The 15934-nt window shown below is 51.7% G+C and carries 16 protein-coding genes; 6 read left to right on the top strand and 10 right to left on the bottom strand.

Features of this window, described 5'->3' with window-relative positions:
* Positions 1 to 15 precede the first annotated feature (15 nt).
* The gene (gene thrB / locus H3L98_RS07370) at positions 16 to 936 is read left to right on the top strand and encodes a homoserine kinase (RefSeq protein WP_027021441.1); all 921 of its coding nucleotides are present in this window, start codon (positions 16 to 18) and stop codon (positions 934 to 936) included.
* A 12-nt stretch (positions 937 to 948) separates the two neighbouring features.
* On the opposite strand, the gene H3L98_RS07365 is transcribed toward thrB, so the two are convergent.
* Entirely contained in the window at positions 949 to 1182 is a 234-nt protein-coding gene (locus tag H3L98_RS07365) for an RNA-binding S4 domain-containing protein (protein WP_027021440.1), read from the bottom strand.
* A gap of 358 nt (positions 1183 to 1540) precedes the next feature.
* On the opposite strand from H3L98_RS07365, the gene yccS reads away from it, so the two are divergent.
* The 4 genes from yccS to argS all read left to right on the top strand — a co-directional run bounded on the left by yccS (position 1541) and on the right by argS (position 7090).
* Complete coding sequence (yccS, locus tag H3L98_RS07360; RefSeq protein WP_027021439.1) at positions 1541 to 3814, top strand: YccS family putative transporter; 2274 nt, start codon at positions 1541 to 1543, stop codon at positions 3812 to 3814.
* A gap of 77 nt (positions 3815 to 3891) precedes the next feature.
* Positions 3892 to 4758, top strand: coding sequence for a ParB/RepB/Spo0J family partition protein (locus H3L98_RS07355; protein WP_027021438.1), 867 nt, complete (start codon positions 3892 to 3894; stop codon positions 4756 to 4758).
* 4 nt (positions 4759 to 4762) lie between these two features.
* The gene (locus tag H3L98_RS07350) at positions 4763 to 5320 is read left to right on the top strand and encodes a pseudouridine synthase (RefSeq protein ID WP_027021437.1); all 558 of its coding nucleotides are present in this window, start codon (positions 4763 to 4765) and stop codon (positions 5318 to 5320) included.
* A 51-nt stretch (positions 5321 to 5371) separates the two neighbouring features.
* The gene (gene argS / locus H3L98_RS07345) at positions 5372 to 7090 is read left to right on the top strand and encodes an arginine--tRNA ligase (protein WP_027021436.1); all 1719 of its coding nucleotides are present in this window, start codon (positions 5372 to 5374) and stop codon (positions 7088 to 7090) included.
* 41 nt (positions 7091 to 7131) lie between these two features.
* Here the strand turns inward: argS and H3L98_RS07340 are convergent, their stop codons facing one another.
* From H3L98_RS07340 to H3L98_RS07325, 4 genes are all read right to left on the bottom strand, one after another.
* Positions 7132 to 8325: an NRAMP family divalent metal transporter gene (locus H3L98_RS07340; RefSeq protein ID WP_027021435.1), complete on the bottom strand. Its 1194-nt coding sequence runs from the start codon at positions 8323 to 8325 to the stop codon at positions 7132 to 7134.
* Between the two features lie 24 nt (positions 8326 to 8349).
* Complete coding sequence (gene trmA / locus H3L98_RS07335; RefSeq protein WP_246327799.1) at positions 8350 to 9462, bottom strand: tRNA (uridine(54)-C5)-methyltransferase TrmA; 1113 nt, start codon at positions 9460 to 9462, stop codon at positions 8350 to 8352.
* A 51-nt stretch (positions 9463 to 9513) separates the two neighbouring features.
* On the bottom strand, positions 9514 to 10683 hold the full coding sequence (metK, locus tag H3L98_RS07330; protein ID WP_027021433.1) for a methionine adenosyltransferase: 1170 nt from the start codon (positions 10681 to 10683) through the stop codon (positions 9514 to 9516).
* Positions 10684 to 10798: 115 nt separating this feature from the next.
* On the bottom strand, positions 10799 to 11599 hold the full coding sequence (locus tag H3L98_RS07325; protein WP_027021432.1) for an FkbM family methyltransferase: 801 nt from the start codon (positions 11597 to 11599) through the stop codon (positions 10799 to 10801).
* 126 nt (positions 11600 to 11725) lie between these two features.
* Here H3L98_RS07325 and iscX point away from each other — a divergent pair, with 126 nt between their 5' ends.
* On the top strand, positions 11726 to 11923 hold the full coding sequence (iscX, locus tag H3L98_RS07320) for a Fe-S cluster assembly protein IscX (protein ID WP_027021431.1): 198 nt from the start codon (positions 11726 to 11728) through the stop codon (positions 11921 to 11923).
* Positions 11924 to 11957: 34 nt separating this feature from the next.
* Here the strand turns inward: iscX and H3L98_RS11010 are convergent, their stop codons facing one another.
* From H3L98_RS11010 to H3L98_RS07300, 5 genes are all read right to left on the bottom strand, one after another.
* Positions 11958 to 12080, bottom strand: a complete 123-nt coding sequence (locus H3L98_RS11010; protein ID WP_276512624.1) for a hypothetical protein — start codon at positions 12078 to 12080, stop codon at positions 11958 to 11960.
* A gap of 3 nt (positions 12081 to 12083) precedes the next feature.
* On the bottom strand, positions 12084 to 13415 hold the full coding sequence (locus tag H3L98_RS07315) for a DEAD/DEAH box helicase (RefSeq protein WP_027021430.1): 1332 nt from the start codon (positions 13413 to 13415) through the stop codon (positions 12084 to 12086).
* A 79-nt stretch (positions 13416 to 13494) separates the two neighbouring features.
* A complete protein-coding gene (locus tag H3L98_RS07310; protein ID WP_156932212.1) occupies positions 13495 to 13674 on the bottom strand; it encodes a hypothetical protein in 180 nt (59 codons plus the stop codon).
* The gene (locus H3L98_RS07305; RefSeq protein WP_027021429.1) at positions 13664 to 14182 is read right to left on the bottom strand and encodes a PqiC family protein; all 519 of its coding nucleotides are present in this window, start codon (positions 14180 to 14182) and stop codon (positions 13664 to 13666) included. The genes H3L98_RS07310 and H3L98_RS07305 overlap by 11 nt, the downstream gene beginning before the upstream one ends.
* A complete protein-coding gene (locus H3L98_RS07300) occupies positions 14182 to 15921 on the bottom strand; it encodes a PqiB family protein (RefSeq protein WP_027021428.1) in 1740 nt (579 codons plus the stop codon). The genes H3L98_RS07305 and H3L98_RS07300 overlap by 1 nt, the downstream gene beginning before the upstream one ends.
* Positions 15922 to 15934: the final 13 nt, after the last annotated feature.

The raw sequence follows: 15934 nt of genomic DNA, 5'->3' as shown, positions 1-15934 counted from the left end.
CACGGATACCCGCCCATGTCTGTTTATACCCGCGTGGACGACGCCCAAATGCAGCAGTTGCTCGAACACTATGCCATCGGGCGTTTTCAGTCGCTGCAAGGCATTGCCCAAGGCATTACCAACAGCAATTATTTTTTGCATACCGACCAAGGCAGCTATGTGCTGACCCTCTTTGAAGTGCTTACCCAAGCCGAACTGCCGTTTTTTTTACATTTAAAACAGCATTTAAGTCAAAAAGGCGTTGCCTGTCCCGCGCCTGTGGCACAAAAAAATGGCAGATTGGACACCGAAGTGGCGGGTAAACCTGCCTGTATTGTCAGCCGCTTAAACGGGCGCGACACCTCTTTTCCCACCGCCGCGCAATGTTTTCACACAGGCGCGATGCTGGCAAAAATGCACTTGGCGGGCGCAGATTTTCCCGAACAAATGCCCAATCCCCGCCATGCCGCATGGTGGAACGCCGCCGCCACCCAATTGCTGCCCCTGTTAGATGCTGAAGATGCTGCCCTGCTTGCCGAAGAAACCGCCTTTCTCGCCCAGCACCCCGACCATCACTTACCACAAGGCATTATTCACGCCGATTTATTTAAAGACAATGTGTTATTAGATGGCGACCAAGTTGCCGGATTGATTGATTTTTATTACGCCTGCAACGGCAGTTTGGTCTATGATTTGGCGATTGCCCTAAACGATTGGGCGCGTTGTGCCGACAACACCCTTGATACAGAACTTTATCAAGCCTTTTTACAAGGCTATGAATCGGTGCGCCCGCTGACCACCGCCGAGCGCGATTACCTGCCCACCGCCCACCGTGCAGGTTGTTTGCGCTTTTGGGTATCGCGGCTGCTGGATTACCATTTCCCCGCTGAAGGCGAAATGACCTTTATCAAAGACCCCAATGTTTTCCGCGATTTACTGCTGACATTTAAAGCCTAATCCGCACAGGCATCAGGACGCACCATCAGCACCTGATGCCACTTCAATACATTCGCCCGCATATTCCACCGTTTCGCCTGCGCGGATTTTGGCGGTTTTGCGGGTTTCTACTGCGCCATTGCGCCACACTTCGCCCGCAGCAATCACGGTTTTGGCGTGTCCGCCGCTGTTAACCACACCAGCCAGTTTTAATAAATCACACAGGGCAATGTATTCCTGCCCTTCCAAATCCACCAAGATGCTCATGGCATGGTTCCTTATCAAAAACAGTCATTATAAAGCAAAAAAATACCCCTTGTTGGGGGAACAAGGGGCACAAAAGGAACACAAACCACTACCAAAATCACTACAAACGGTGGTTGTCGGACAGACAATTCAGTGCGTGTGTAGCTGGTATTGAGAATAATACCCGTTTCCTGAAAAAATAGCAAATGATAATTATTACCAATATTAAAAATAAAACCATATTACTGATTTTAAAATAAATTTATTTATTAAAAACTGCTACCACACCAGCAGACAAGCCATCATCGCTTTTATCCATTCGCTTTTTTATGCCAAACTGCGATATAATAAAGGTTTTTTGCTACAAAACGCCCTTGCCATGCGTACCCCCGCCGTCAGTTCCAAAGTTATCGCTACCCTGCCCGTGCTGCTGAGTACGGGAACGGTGTCGGCGTTTATTTATCTTGACCCGCGCTTTACCCATTGGTTTTCGCCCTTGATTTTGGGGATTATTTCGGGTGGATTGGTGGATTTGGACAATGGCTTGGGCGGCAAAGTCAAAAATATTTTGTTTACGCTGTCGGCATTTGCCGTGGCTTCGGTATCGGTGCAGCAAACTTTGCACAATCCCGTGTGGCTTGCGGCAACGCTGACGGCATTGGCGTTTTTCTTTACCCTAATCGGCGTGGCTGGATTGCGTTACCGAACCATTGCTTTTGGTACTTTGGCAGTGGCGATTTATACGGCATTGATTTCTCAAGCCCATATTGATGAACGATGGTATGTGAATCCCGCGCTGATTACGGGTGGGGCGTTGCTGTACAGCGGCGCAACCGTGCTGACGCATATTTTGTTTCCGCACCGTCCCGTGCAGGAAAACACCGCCGCCGCTTACGAAGCCTTATCGGGCTATTTGGCTGCCAAGGCAGATTTTTTTGACCCAGACGAAGCGGAACACCTTGAACCGCAGCAAATCAAGCTGGCAATGGGCAACAGCCAAGTCATCAATGCGTTTAACCTGTGCCGTCATTCGCTGTTTTACCGTATGCGCGGACAACACCGCCACCCGCGCACCACGCGTATGCTGCGTTATTATTTTGTCGCGCAGGATATTCACGAGCGCATCAGTTCCAGCCATGTGCATTATCAGGCATTTGCCGAACAGATGCGCCACAGCGATTTGATTTACCGCATTCAACGGCTGCTGCGTTTGCAGGCACAGGCTTGTGGCGAGTTTGCTGCTGCCCTGCGTGATGACAGCACTTACAGCTACGCCGCCAAGCTGGAACGCGCCACCAAAGGCGCGGAACAGTCGCTCAAACACTATGCTGAACACGCCGACAGTCGCCACATTGCGCCCTATCGCGTCCAGCGTTTGTTGGACAATATTATTCACGTTAGTTTGCAGTTTTCGCATTTGGGGCGCACTGATAACGAAACTTTGGGCGAAGGCGACCGCATCCGTCTCAGTTCACCCGAAAGCGGCGGCATCAAGGGCGCGTGGCGCATGCTTAAAGGACAGATTACCCCGCAGTCGCCCGTGTTCCGCCACGCTGTACGTATGGCGGTAACGGTATTGGCTGCCTGTGCCTTATTGCAGTTTGCCCCTACCATTAACGCCTATTTGTTGCCCGAAAATGTGGAAGACCATTTAAACTTGGGCTTTTGGATTTTGCTGACGGGGATTTTTGTGTGTCAGCCCAACTATTCTGCCACCAAAAAACGGCTGGTACAGCGGATTATCGGCACAGTGGCGGGCGTGGCTGTGGGTTCGCTCCTGCCGCTGCTCAATCCCACCATGGAAATCAAGCTGGCAGTGGTAATTATCACCACCATGCTGTTTTTTTACTTTCGTACCAATAAACACAGTTTTTCTACTTTTTTTATTACCATTCAGGCAATTATTGGTTTTTCGGTAATGGGTTATGATGTGACGGTGTTTTTGCTGCCGCGTATTGCCGACACGGTAGTAGGCGCGTTGATTGCGGGCGCGGCAGTATATTGGATTTGGCCCGACTGGAAATTTTTGTCTTTAGAAAAAACAGGGGCGCAAGCGGTACAAGCCAATGCAGGCTATTTAAAAGCCATTTTGAACGAATTGCAGCAATACGGTTTGCGCGATGATATTACCTACCGCCATGCGCGGCGGCTCAGCCACGACCGCGCCGCTGCCTTGTCCACCACTTTGTCGGATATGTCGGGCGAACCGAAAAAATACGGCAGCCGTTTGCAAGATGCGTTTTTGTTGTTAAAAATCAATTACTCGCTGATTAGCTATATTTCCGCCTTGGGCGCGTACCGCAACAAAATGCACGGCAGCCTGTGCGAAGCCGAAGAAACCTTTTTACAGCGTTTTTTCCCCGTGGCAGAACAATTGGTAGATGCCATGAGCCACATCGGCACATGGGATGCGGAACAGTTTGGCGAAGCGCAACGCCATATTCAAAACGGTTTGGCGGATTTGCGTGAAGCCTTGTCTGAAAACGAACAGCAAGACGATTGGCAAAGCCAAGTGCTGTGGCAGCAACTGACCATGATTGCCGAAGTGTTGCCGCCCTATTACGATGCCCTACACCGCGAAATCCGCGCCGCCGAAGACGCAGGGCAAACGTCTGCCACACAAAACAACGAACCCGACACCGTCCCCACATAAGGCATATCCGTTGCCACAAAAGCAATTCAATATTATTATGCTGGGGCGCAACAACAACCCGAACAGAAAGAGCAGCGATGGCAGCAAAACCCAAAGGACTCGGGCGCGGCTTGGACAGCCTGATTTCCTTTACCAGCATCGATGACGACAGCGGCGACCGCTTAAACACCGTCCCCATCAGCCAAGTGCGCCCAGGGCGCTATCAGCCGCGTGTGCAAATGGACGACGACGCCCTGCGCGAATTATCCGAATCCATCCGCGCCCAAGGCGTGATTCAACCCGTGGTGGTGCGCCAGTTAAGCCGTCACGATTACGAACTGATTGCAGGCGAACGGCGTTGGCGCGCCGCACAAATGGCAGGTTTGGACGAAATCCCCGTTGTGATTAAAAACACAGACGACAAAACCGCCATGGCAATGGGCTTGATTGAGAACATTCAAAGGGAAAACCTCAATCCCATTGAAGAAGCCCAAGGCTTCCGCCGTTTGATTGACGAGTTTGAACTCACCCACGAAACCGTTGCCGAAGTGGTGGGACGCAGCCGCAGTGCCGTTTCCAACAGTCTGCGCCTGCTCAAACTGCCCGAACCCGTGCAGGAAATGCTGTTTGACCGTCAATTGGAAATGGGGCACGCCCGCGCCCTGATTAACCTTTCCGTAGAAGAACAACTGGATTTGGCAAACAAAGCCGTGCGCCACGGCTGGTCGGTGCGCGAAATGGAACGCCGTTGCCAAAATACCGACAAACCCGCCGCACCGCCGCCGCGCCGTCTGGACCCCGACATCAGCCGTTTGGCAGACAATTTAACCGAACAACTGGGCGTAACCGCCAATATTCAAACCCGCGACCGCAAAAAAGGCAAAATCGTTTTGCATTTTGATTCTGCCGATGCCTTTGACACCCTGATGGCGCGTTTAGGCGTGGACACCCGCGAAACCGAATAATGCCATGCCCCTAATTGCGTTTAACAAACCCTATGGCGTGGTGTGTCAGTTTTCCGTGCACGACAAACATCAGAGTTTAAAAGACTTTATTGATTTGCCCGATGTGTATCCCGCAGGACGTTTGGACACCGACAGTGAAGGTTTGCTGTTACTGACCGATGATGGCAAACAGCAAGCCCGCATCGCCGACCCGCGCCACAAAACCCTAAAAACCTATTGGGCGCAATTGGAAGGCACGCCCCTCGCCGAACAACTTGCCCTGCTGCAACAGCCCATGAATTTGGGCGACTTTACCGCCCGTCCCGCGCAAATCCGCCTGTTGGCAGACAGCGAAACCGCCCAACTGTGGGCGCGACAACCGCCCGTGCGCTTTCGCAAAAGCGTTCCCGATTTTTGGTTGGAAATCCGCATCGCCGAAGGCAAAAACCGTCAAGTGCGCCGCATGACCGCCAAAGCGGGTTATCCCTGCCTGCGCTTGGTGCGCGTGGGCATCGGCAGAATCAATCTGTTTGATTTGCAACTAGAATTGGGGCAATGGCAAATCTGCGGGCAACTGCCTTAAATCTTTAGCTTTTATCAAGTTTTATCTATATTTAAATTCAATCAATTGTTTATGAAACTGCAACACACCCTTATCCAAGAAGCCGAAGCCGCTTTTGCCGCAGCAGGCATCGGCGGTAGCCCTGTCGTCCTGCAAGCCGCAAAAAATCCCGATTTTGGCGATTATCAAATCAACGGCGTGATGGGCGCAGCCAAAGCCGCCAAGCAAAATCCGCGCGAGTTGGCACAAAAAGTTGCCGATGCGCTGGCAGGTAGCAGCGTGATTGCCACCGCCGAAGTAGCAGGACCGGGCTTTATCAATCTGCGCCTGCACCCCGAATTTTTGGCGAAAAACCTAGTTCACGCTCTAAACCATAAAAACCTGAATATTCAAGCTGCTGCCAATCCGCAAACCGTGGTGATTGACTACTCTTCGCCCAATCTCGCCAAAGAAATGCACGTCGGGCATCTGCGTTCCAGCATTATCGGCGACAGCATCGCCCGCATTCTTGGTTTTCTCGGACACAAAGTGATTCGCCAAAACCATGTGGGCGACTGGGGCACGCAATTCGGTATGCTGATTGCCTACTTATTGGAACAGCAGCAAAGCAACCGCGATTTTCAATTATCTGATTTGGAACAGTTTTACCGCAATGCCAAAGTGCGTTTTGATGAAGATGCGGCTTTTGCTGACCGCGCCCGCGATTATGTGGTGAAGTTGCAAAGCGGCAATACCGAAGTTTTGCAATGGTGGCAGCAGTTTGTGGATTTGTCGCTGCAACATGCTGAAAATGTGTATCAAATGCTTAATTTGCTACTGGAACGCAGCGATGTCTGCGGCGAATCGTTTTACAACAACGATTTGCAAAACGTGGTCAATGAATTAAGCGCGATGGGCTTGGCAGTGGACGACGACGGCGCAAAAGTGGTGTTCTTGCCCGAATTTAAAAATAAAGACGGCGAAGCAGCAGCATTTATTATTCAAAAACAAGGCGGTGGCTTTTTGTATGCCAGCACCGATTTGGCGTGTATGCGTTACCGCGTAAACCAATTAAAAGCCGACCGCCTGATGTATGTGGTGGACCACCGCCAAGCCCTGCATTTTCAACAGCTTTTTGCCGTTTCCCGCCAAGCGGGCTGGCTGCCTGAACACGTTTCTGCCGAATTTGTTGGCTTTGGTACGATGATGGGCAAAGACGGCAAACCGTTTAAAACCCGTTCGGGCGACACGGTAAAACTGATTGATTTGCTTGATGAAGCGGTACAACGCGCTACTGATTTGGTTCGCAGCAAAAATGCCGATTTAGACGACCAAGCCGCTGCCCTGATTGGGCGTACGGTGGGCATCGGCGCTGTTAAATACGCCGATTTAAGCAAAAACCGTACCAGCGATTATGTATTTGATTGGGAACAGATGTTGTCGTTTGAAGGCAATACTGCGCCCTATTTGCAATATGCTTATACCCGCGTGCAAAGTGTGTTTAAAAAAGCAGGCGAATGGGCGCAACCCGAAACGCTGTTGCTCAATGATAAGTTAGAACAACAACTTGCTGTGGAATTGCTGCGTTTTGAAGATGTATTGGACGGCGCGGCAAGCAGTGCCAGCCCGCACCATTTGGCAAGCTATTTATACCATTTGGCGACTTTGTTCAGCCGTTTTTACGAAGCCTGCCCGATTTTAAAAGCCGAAGGCGCGGTACGCAACAGCCGTTTGGCATTGGCAAAACTAACGGGCGAAACGCTGCAAACGGGTTTAGATTTATTAGGCATTGAAACTTTAGAAGTGATGTAATCCAAAACAGGCTGTTATCCAACAGCCTGTTTTGGATTGTTTTAACTGCCGATAAAGTATTTCCACAAGGTTTGTGCGCTTAATACCGCCATTGCCACCACTACCACCATACCCGATACAGTCATCCAAACAGGGTGTTTGTAGTCGCCGACAATTTTGCGTTTGTGTGCCGCCAGCAGCACCAAGCCCAAAGACACAGGCAGAATCAAACCATTTAGCGTACCGACAAACACCAGCACTTTGGCGGGTTTACCCACCGTTGCCAACACCAGCGTGGACAAAACGATAAAGGCGATAATCACATGGTTTTTGTGTTTTTCAATCCACGGGTGAAAGCCTGAAATAAACGATACGGACGTGTAAGCCGCGCCAATTACCGAGGTAATCGATGCCGCCCAAATCACCACGCCGAAAATCAGCAAACCCACATTGCCCGCCACATATTGAAACGGAGTGGCAGCGGGGTTTTTCGGGTCAAGTGCCACGCCTTGCGATACCACGCCCAGTACCGCCAAAAACAGCATCACCCGCATCACGGAAGCAATCAAAATCGCCGAAACCGAGCTTTTATTGACTTCGGGCAAGGCTTGTTGTCCTTTTACGCCTGCATCCAACAAACGGTGTGCGCCCGCAAAAGTGATGTAGCCGCCTACCGTTCCGCCCACCAAGGTTACAATCGCCACCGCGTCCAATTTATCGGGGGCAAACGTACCAACCGCCGCTGCTGCCACAGGCGGATTGGCGCGGAACGCCACATACAGCGTCAGCGCAATCATCACAAAACCCATAATTTGCGCGAAACGGTCCATAATGCGCCCTGCTTCGCGGAACAAAAACACTGCAACCGCTATCGCACCCGAAATTACTGCGCCCATTTCCGCCGACAATGCGCCGCCGCTTAATACGTTTACACCCAAGCCCGCGCCGCCCACATTGCCGATATTAAACGCCAAACCGCCCATCACAATCAACGCCGCCAAAAAATACCCCGCGCCCGGAAACACCTCATTGGCAATATCTTGGGCGCGTTTGCCCGACACCGCGATAATGCGCCAAATATTCAGCTGTGCACCAATGTCCAACACAATGGACAACAAAATCACAAAACCGAAACTTGCCAACAATTTTTCGGTAAACGTGGCGGTTTGTGTGAGAAACCCTGGACCGATGGCGGAAGTTGCCATCAAAAATGCCGCGCCCAACAGGGCATTGCGGCGGTTATTCGGTTGAGACATTATATTCCCCTGTTATCAAGAAAGTTAAATAGATTCAGCCGTTTTACGCTGCAAATACACACCACATTCAATGTGTTCGGTAAACGGAAACTGGTCAAACAAAGCACTGCGTACCACCTGATGCGTGGCGCATAGCTGCTTTAAATTGTCTGCCAGCGAATGCGGATTGCAGGAAATATACAGAATATTATCAAAATCTGCCAACAGCTTTAAGGTATCACTGTCCACACCGGCACGGGGCGGGTCCACAAACACGGTAGAAAAATCAAAATCAGACAAATCAATATTTTGCTCTGCCAAACGGCGGAACACCCGTTCCCCCGCAAACGCCTGCGCCAACTCTTCTGCCGACAAACGCGCCAACTGCACATTATCTGCGCTGTTGGTCGCCAAATTCCATTGCGCTGCTTTAACAGATGTTTTCGACAATTCGGTTGCCAGCACACGGCGGAAACGGCGCGACAGCGGCACGGTAAAATTGCCGTTGCCACAATACAGTTCCAACAAATCGCCACCCAAATTTTGGGCGCAATCGCTTGCCCAAGCCAACATTTTTTCGCACACCAGCGCATTGGGCTGACTGAAACCGCCTTCAATCTGACGATAATGCAGTGTTTCGCCGTTTACTTTCAGGCTTTCAGTCACAAAATCGCGCTTTAACACGATTTTTTGTCCACGGCTGCGCCCAATCAGGGCAATCCCCAGATCATCTTGCAAACGTTGCGCCGCTGCCGTCCAATCATCGCCCAATTTTTTATGGTAAATCAAGGTAATCAGCATATCGCCGCTTAAAGTTGCCAAAAATTCGCACTGATACAGGCGTTCGCGCAACACGGCATCGCCACGCACCGCCGCCAACAGGCGCGGCATCAGCGCGTTAATGCTTTCTGCCGCTGCGGGAAATTGCTGCAAACGAATCAGCGAAGCAGTTGCGGCTTTTTGTCCGCGTTCAAACATGGCATAACAAATCTCGTCGCCATCGTGCCAAATGCGGAATTCGGCGCGCATGCGGTAATGCTGCGGCGGTGAGGCAAACACTTCGGGCGCGGGTGCGTCAAAAGGCGCCAGCAGGTTTTGCAAACGGGCGGTTTTTTCGGCAAGTTGGGCGGAATAATCAGAGTGCATACGGTTTTCCATGTAAAAAACGGCTTGCCCGATGCTTCTAGGGCAAGCCGCAGATGGTTGGTTTTACAATTGGGCAGCGGCTTTCAACACGGCTGCTTTATCGGTTTTTTCCCAAGTAAATTCGGGTTCTTCGCGCCCGAAATGTCCGTAAGCGGCGGATTTGCTGTAAATCGGGCGTTGCAAATCCAGCATTTGGATAATACCTTTCGGGCGCAAATCAAAGTGTTCGCGCACCAAGGCAATCAGTTCTGCTTCATTCAGCTTGCCTGTGCCAAATGTGTCGATGGCGATGGACGTGGGTTCTGCCACGCCGATGGCGTAAGACACTTGAATTTGACATTGGCTCGCCAAACCTGCTGCGACAATATTTTTGGCAACATAACGGCAGGCATAAGCAGCGGAACGGTCCACTTTAGTGGGGTCTTTACCCGAAAATGCGCCGCCGCCGTGCGGGGCAGCACCGCCATAGGTATCCACAATAATTTTGCGCCCTGTCAAACCGCAGTCGCCCTGCGGTCCGCCAATGACAAAATTTCCGGTCGGATTAATGTGATAAGTGGTATTTTCGCTCAACATATCCGCAGGCAGAACGGGGAAAATAATGTGTTGTTTAACCGCTTCCACCAAATCGGCATGGCTGATGCTTTCATCGTGCTGGGTAGATAATACCACCGTATCAATGCGTTTCACTTTGCCGGTTTCGCTGTCGTACACGCAGGTCAATTGCGCTTTGGCATCGGGGCGCAGCCACGGCAGCAAACCGCTTTTACGCACTTCGCTCTGACGCTGCATCAGGCGGTGGCTGTAATAAATGGCAAAAGGCATCAGCGCGGGGGTTTCATCACAGGCATAGCCGAACATCAAACCTTGGTCGCCAGCACCCTGATTCAAATCAATGCCTTCGCCTTCGTTGACACCTTGGGCGATGTCGGGCGACTGCTCGCCATAGTTCAGAACGATTTTGCAGGTATCGGCAGCAAAACCCAATGCGGGGTCGTTGTAGCCGATGCGTGCGATGGTTTCACGGGCGATTTTTTCATAGTCCACTTGTGCGGTGGTGGTAATTTCGCCTGCCAACACGCATAAATCGGTGGCAACCAAGGTTTCGGCGGCAACGCGGGCAGTTGGGTCTTGCGCCAAAATCGCGTCCAGTACGGCATCGGAAATCTGGTCAGCCACTTTATCGGGATGACCTTCGGAAACGGATTCGGAAGTAAACAGGTATTCGCTCATAGCATACTCAAATAATTGTGTTAAAAAATAAATTTTTACCGCCCACACAGCGGCAAGCGCAGCAGGATAACCCTATCTGCGACACTTGTCCAGCGCATTATTTTCCGCACCAAACTCAAGATGATTCATTTTGCCATGCGCCCAACGCCACTTCGGGCCAATCTGCCCGACACGGCGCATCTAAAGGCGTGGGGAAGAGGTCTGTACAGGGGCGAAAATCAAAATCGCGGCGGCGCACATAGCTCACTTCATAGGCATCGCCATAGCCCACCAAACCCTGCGCCGCGCTGTTTGCCAAACCGTAATTATTGATGTGCACATGCACGGGTACATGGGTTTGTGCCATTTTCCGCAGCACTGCCAAGCGCGTATCCAAACCTTCAATCAGTGGCGACAGTCCGTGCCATTCCACAATAATCTGTTTAAACTGATTGAGTTGTTCGGCATCGGCTTCAGCAAATACTGCCCATTCCGCACCTTCTACATCAATCTGCAAAATCAAATTATCGTGCTGGGTGTGTCCGTCATCTTGGATAATTTGTGCCAACGTTTTGGCATCGCTATCGGTATGCGCTTGCGAGGGCGCAATAATATTGTGGCGGCGAAAAAACAAATTGGGGTGAACATCAGGCGGTGCGTCTATCGTGCCATCGTATTGGTAAACGGGAATGCCCCGTTCTGCCATGTCCCAATCCCACGGGCTGTAGTCGGACACGCCCAAACTGTACGCCACATCGCCCGCCACAGGCGGCAGCATCACATAACCGCCATCGTGCTTGCCACCGATACGGACTTTTTCCACCCCGCAGTCATACGGGCGCAAAACATCTAAAATCTCGCCAATACGGGCGTAGTGGCGCACCATATCATGCACGCTGTGCAATGGTATTTTCCCCGAAATATCCAGTAAATTCATATTATTTCCTAAAACATCAAAAGATTTCCTGATTTAAGGCGCAAGCATAACACCGCTCAGCCATAGCCCAACACCCCGATTGTTTGTTAGAATGATTGCCCCTTGTTTACCTAAAGAAAGCCCTATATGAAATGGACCGATTCCCGCCAAATCGCTGAAGCCCTGTACGACAGCCACGGCGACAGCATTGACCCGAAAACCGTGCGTTTTACCCAATTGCGCGATTTGATTCTGGCATTGCCCGAATTTGACGACGACCCTGCCCGCTGCGGCGAAAAGATTTTGGAAGCTGTGCAGCAGGCTTGGATTGACGAAGCCGAATAAGGCAAAAGGCTGTTCCACACGGAACAGCCTGATTTTATTTTTCGCAGACTTTAGAGGCTTCGTTATAGCTGCCGCCTGCATCCAAGCAAGCATCTTTGGCATCGCAAGCCGCTAAAGCACACACCAGCATCACGGGCAGAAGATATTTTTTCAACATAGCTTAACGTCCACTGCGTTTTTCGCTGCTTTTGCCACGAAAACCGTCTTTTTTCGCGCCGTCTTTGCGCCAACCACCTTCACGGCGTGCGCCATGCGGTTTTTTGTCTTTACTCCAACGGTCGCCCCCGCCGCTTTTCGCGCCCCAACCGCCTTTGCCACACCCTTTGCTGTGGGCGGTTTTGCTGCGTTTGCGCGTGGGTTCCATGCCTTCTACAGTCATTTCGGGCAATTTGCGCTCAATATAGCGTTCAATTTTATGCACTGCCATGTATTCATTGACTTCGGCAAAGGAAATCGCCAAACCCGTGCGCCCTGCACGACCCGTGCGCCCGATACGGTGCACATAGTCTTCTGCCTGTTTGGGCAAGTCGTAGTTAATCACATGGGTAATGGTGGGTACATCAATACCACGCGCCGCCACATCGGTTGCCACCAAAATTTTGCAACGCCCTTTACGCAAATCCATCAAGGTGCGGTTACGCCAGCCCTGCGGCATATCGCCGTGTAAACAATTGGCAGCAAAGCCTTTGTCGTACAGCTCATCGGCAATCACTTCGGTCATGGCTTTGGTAGCGGTAAAAATCACGCACTGATTGATGTTGGCATCGCGCAAAATATGGTCTAACAGGCGGTTTTTGTGGTTTTTGTCATCGCAATACAGCAATTGTTCTTCAATTTTGCCCTGCGCGTCCACGCGCTCGATGTCAATCACTTCGGGATTTTTGGTCAGCTTACGCGCCAGTTTGCCAACTGCGCCGTCCCAAGTAGCAGAAAACAATAAGGTTTGACGGCTTTCGGGGGTGGCGGCGACAATGGTTTCAATGTCATCAATAAAGCCCATGTCCAACATGCGGTCGGCTTCGTCCAAAATCAGCACTTCCAAGCGGTCAAAATCAATGCGTCCTGCGCGCATGTGGTCCATCAAACGCCCCGGTGTGGCGACAATCATGTCAATGGGACGACTTAATGATTTGATTTGATAGCCGAAAGATGAACCGCCTACCAAGGTTACGCTGCGCAGCCATTTCAGGTTTTGTGCGTAAATTTGGGCGTTTTTTTCCACTTGCGCCGCCAGTTCGCGGGTGGGGGTGAGAATCAGGGCACGGGGTCCTTTGCCTGATTTTTCGCTGCGCTGCATCAGGCGTTGCAGGGTGGGCAGCAGAAAAGCGGCGGTTTTGCCTGAACCGGTTTGCGCCGATGCCATGATGTCGGCACCACGCAAAGCGGCGGGTACGGCTTGCGCCTGTACGGGGGTGGGACTGTCGTAGCCCGCAGCGGTGAGCGCGGACAGCAGGTTTTTGTCGAGATGAAGGTCGCTGAATTTAATTGACATTTTCTTCCTAAAAGAAACAACAACTTTCCGCCTGAACGGTGTTCAGGCAGCCTTGAAGCATGGGTGTCGGGTAAAAAAATTACGGACAAGCGTTGTCGCTGGCTGAACCAGTGGTTACATCGGCGACAACCTGCAATCGGAAACGCGCCGCATAGGGCGCAAAACAGAATACCAAACGGTAATGGGGTTGGCTGAAGACGATGGCTTCATAAAGAAGCGGCGGATAATACAAGGCACGGGCGCAAAAGTCAAGGCGCAATCTGCCGTGCCACTTCGTCCAAGCCCTGATTCAAGCTGTCCAACATCGCGCCATAGCCGTCGCCCTGCTGCGGGGTTTGCACCTGAAAAGACTGAATGCTGCCATTGCTGAGCTGTGCGTAACCGCTGATTTCGGTATGCCCGTGAAACGTGCCTTGAAAGCGGTCAAGATACACGGTCAGCGTGGCGGTTTTGCCTGCTGCCAAATGCTGCGGCTGAAACGCACCACCCATGCGGTTGAGTTTGTTTGCCAAAGCAGACGACAAAGCCTGTTGCAAAGGTTCTGCCCACAGGTTTTTTTGGGCGATATTGACGCGGTGCGGGTCAGTCTGATACAGCAAACCGCTGCTGTTTAAAGGTTCTGCCAACACCACATTTAATACAGTAAGCGTTTGGCGCGGCGCGTGAAAAGCGCTGTCGGGCAATTGGTAATATTCTGTTTGCGGGGCAGCGGCGCAGGCACTCAATAATGCCGCCGCTGCCGCCAGCGTAAAGGCAAAACGGCGCATCAGGGTTTTCCTTTCGGGGTGGGGTCGGTGGTGTGGCTGTCAAAAATCAAGGAATTGGGCTTGGCTTTCAAGGTATCAATCACAGGTTTGACATCTTTTAACGTTCGATCAATGCCTTGCAGCGTTTGCTGTACATCGCGGTAAACGGGCGATTCGGGCGACACGCCTTTTAAGGTTTGGCGCAATTCTTGCAAGGTGCGGTTTAACTCGGCGGGCATTTGCTGAATTTCGCGGCTGCTGACCAATTTACCTGCCGAACCAATGGTTTTGTCGGCAGAACGAATGGTTTTATCAGCAGACTGCACAGCGCGTTCGGCTGAAGCCAGCATTTTTTGCGCCGATTTTAAGGTGGTTTGCAATTCTGCCAAATTGCCGTTAATCCCGCCAAGGGTTTGTTCAATCGGCAGTTTGTTTAATTTATCCAATAATTTACCCAACTGCGCCTGCAAAGCGTCCAAACCGCTGCCGTTGCGGGTGGGAATCACCGTGTGTCCGTGGTATTCGGCAGCGGGGCGCAACAGCTCATCGCCTGCCGCCGCATCGCCCAACTCAATCATTTTACTGCCCAAAACCAAATTATTGGACACAATGGACGCGCTTAAGCCACGGTTTAACGCCGTTTGCAACTGCTGCTGCCAATACTCACGGCTTTGGCGGGTATCGCGGCTGCCGTTGCTTTCCAACAAATACGGTTCAAGGCGCAAACGCACGGGAATACGCCCGTTTTCCAACAGTTTCAGGTTGTCGCCATCTTCAAAATAAGGCACATCGGCAACCGTACCGATTTTCAAGCCCTTGTATTCCACAGGCGCACCCGCTTCCAAACCGCGCACCGAGTCGCTGAAAAACGCGGTGTAATACAGGGTGCGCTCCCCTGGTTCGCGTTCCAATGCCTGACGGTTTTCGTAAATTTTAAACTCGTCGCCACTTTTGGCGGGCTGGGAAGTGGTTTCGCCGTTGTGCGGGGTGTGGAAGGCAATCGCGCCCGACAGCAACGCGCCCAAAGGCGGGCTTTGCACATTGATGCCCGTGCCGTCTGTGCGGATGCTGATGCCGCTGTCCAACCAAAATTGGCTGGACGCAGTCAACAGGCTTTCATTGGGACTGCGGATAAACACCGTATAATGAACGGTTTGGTCTTCGGGGCGGAAATGGGCGTTTTCCACCGTTCCCACCACATGATTTTCAAACAAAACGGGACTGCCCGCGCCAATCATGCGGCTGTTTTTCCCCGACAAATACACACGGATACCGCTTTGTCCGATGGCGGTAACGGGCGGCAGTTCCGCCACGGCAAATTCCCGCGCTTCCTTACGGCTTTTCCCCGGCGAAAAGGCAATATACGCCCCCGACACCAGCGTACCCAAACCCGTAATACCGTTTTGGTCAATACGCGGTTTCACAATCCAAAACTGCGTGTCTTCACGCATCAGCTCTTCCACGTCTTTGTTTAAACGCGCCGTGATTTCCACGCCTTTTTGGTCGGGTTGCAAACGGATGCGGGTAACACGCCCCACGTCCACATTTAAAATCCGCACCGAAGTATTATTGACTTCAATGCCTTCTGCATTATCCATCAGCAGCGTGATTTCAGGACCTTTGCTGCGGATGTTTTGCGCCAGCAGCCACGCCGCCACAATCGCAGCAAACAGGGGAATCAGCCACACGGTAGAAACCAAAGTGGCGGTTTGGCGCACTTTGGCGGGGCTGGGGGGAGGGTCTTGATTGGTTTGATTCATCATATCAGCTTAT

This window comes from Conchiformibius steedae (assembly GCF_014054725.1).
In the GTDB taxonomy this organism is placed as follows: Bacteria; Pseudomonadota; Gammaproteobacteria; order Burkholderiales; family Neisseriaceae; genus Conchiformibius; species Conchiformibius steedae.
This window is presented reverse-complemented; position numbering and strand designations above follow the sequence as displayed.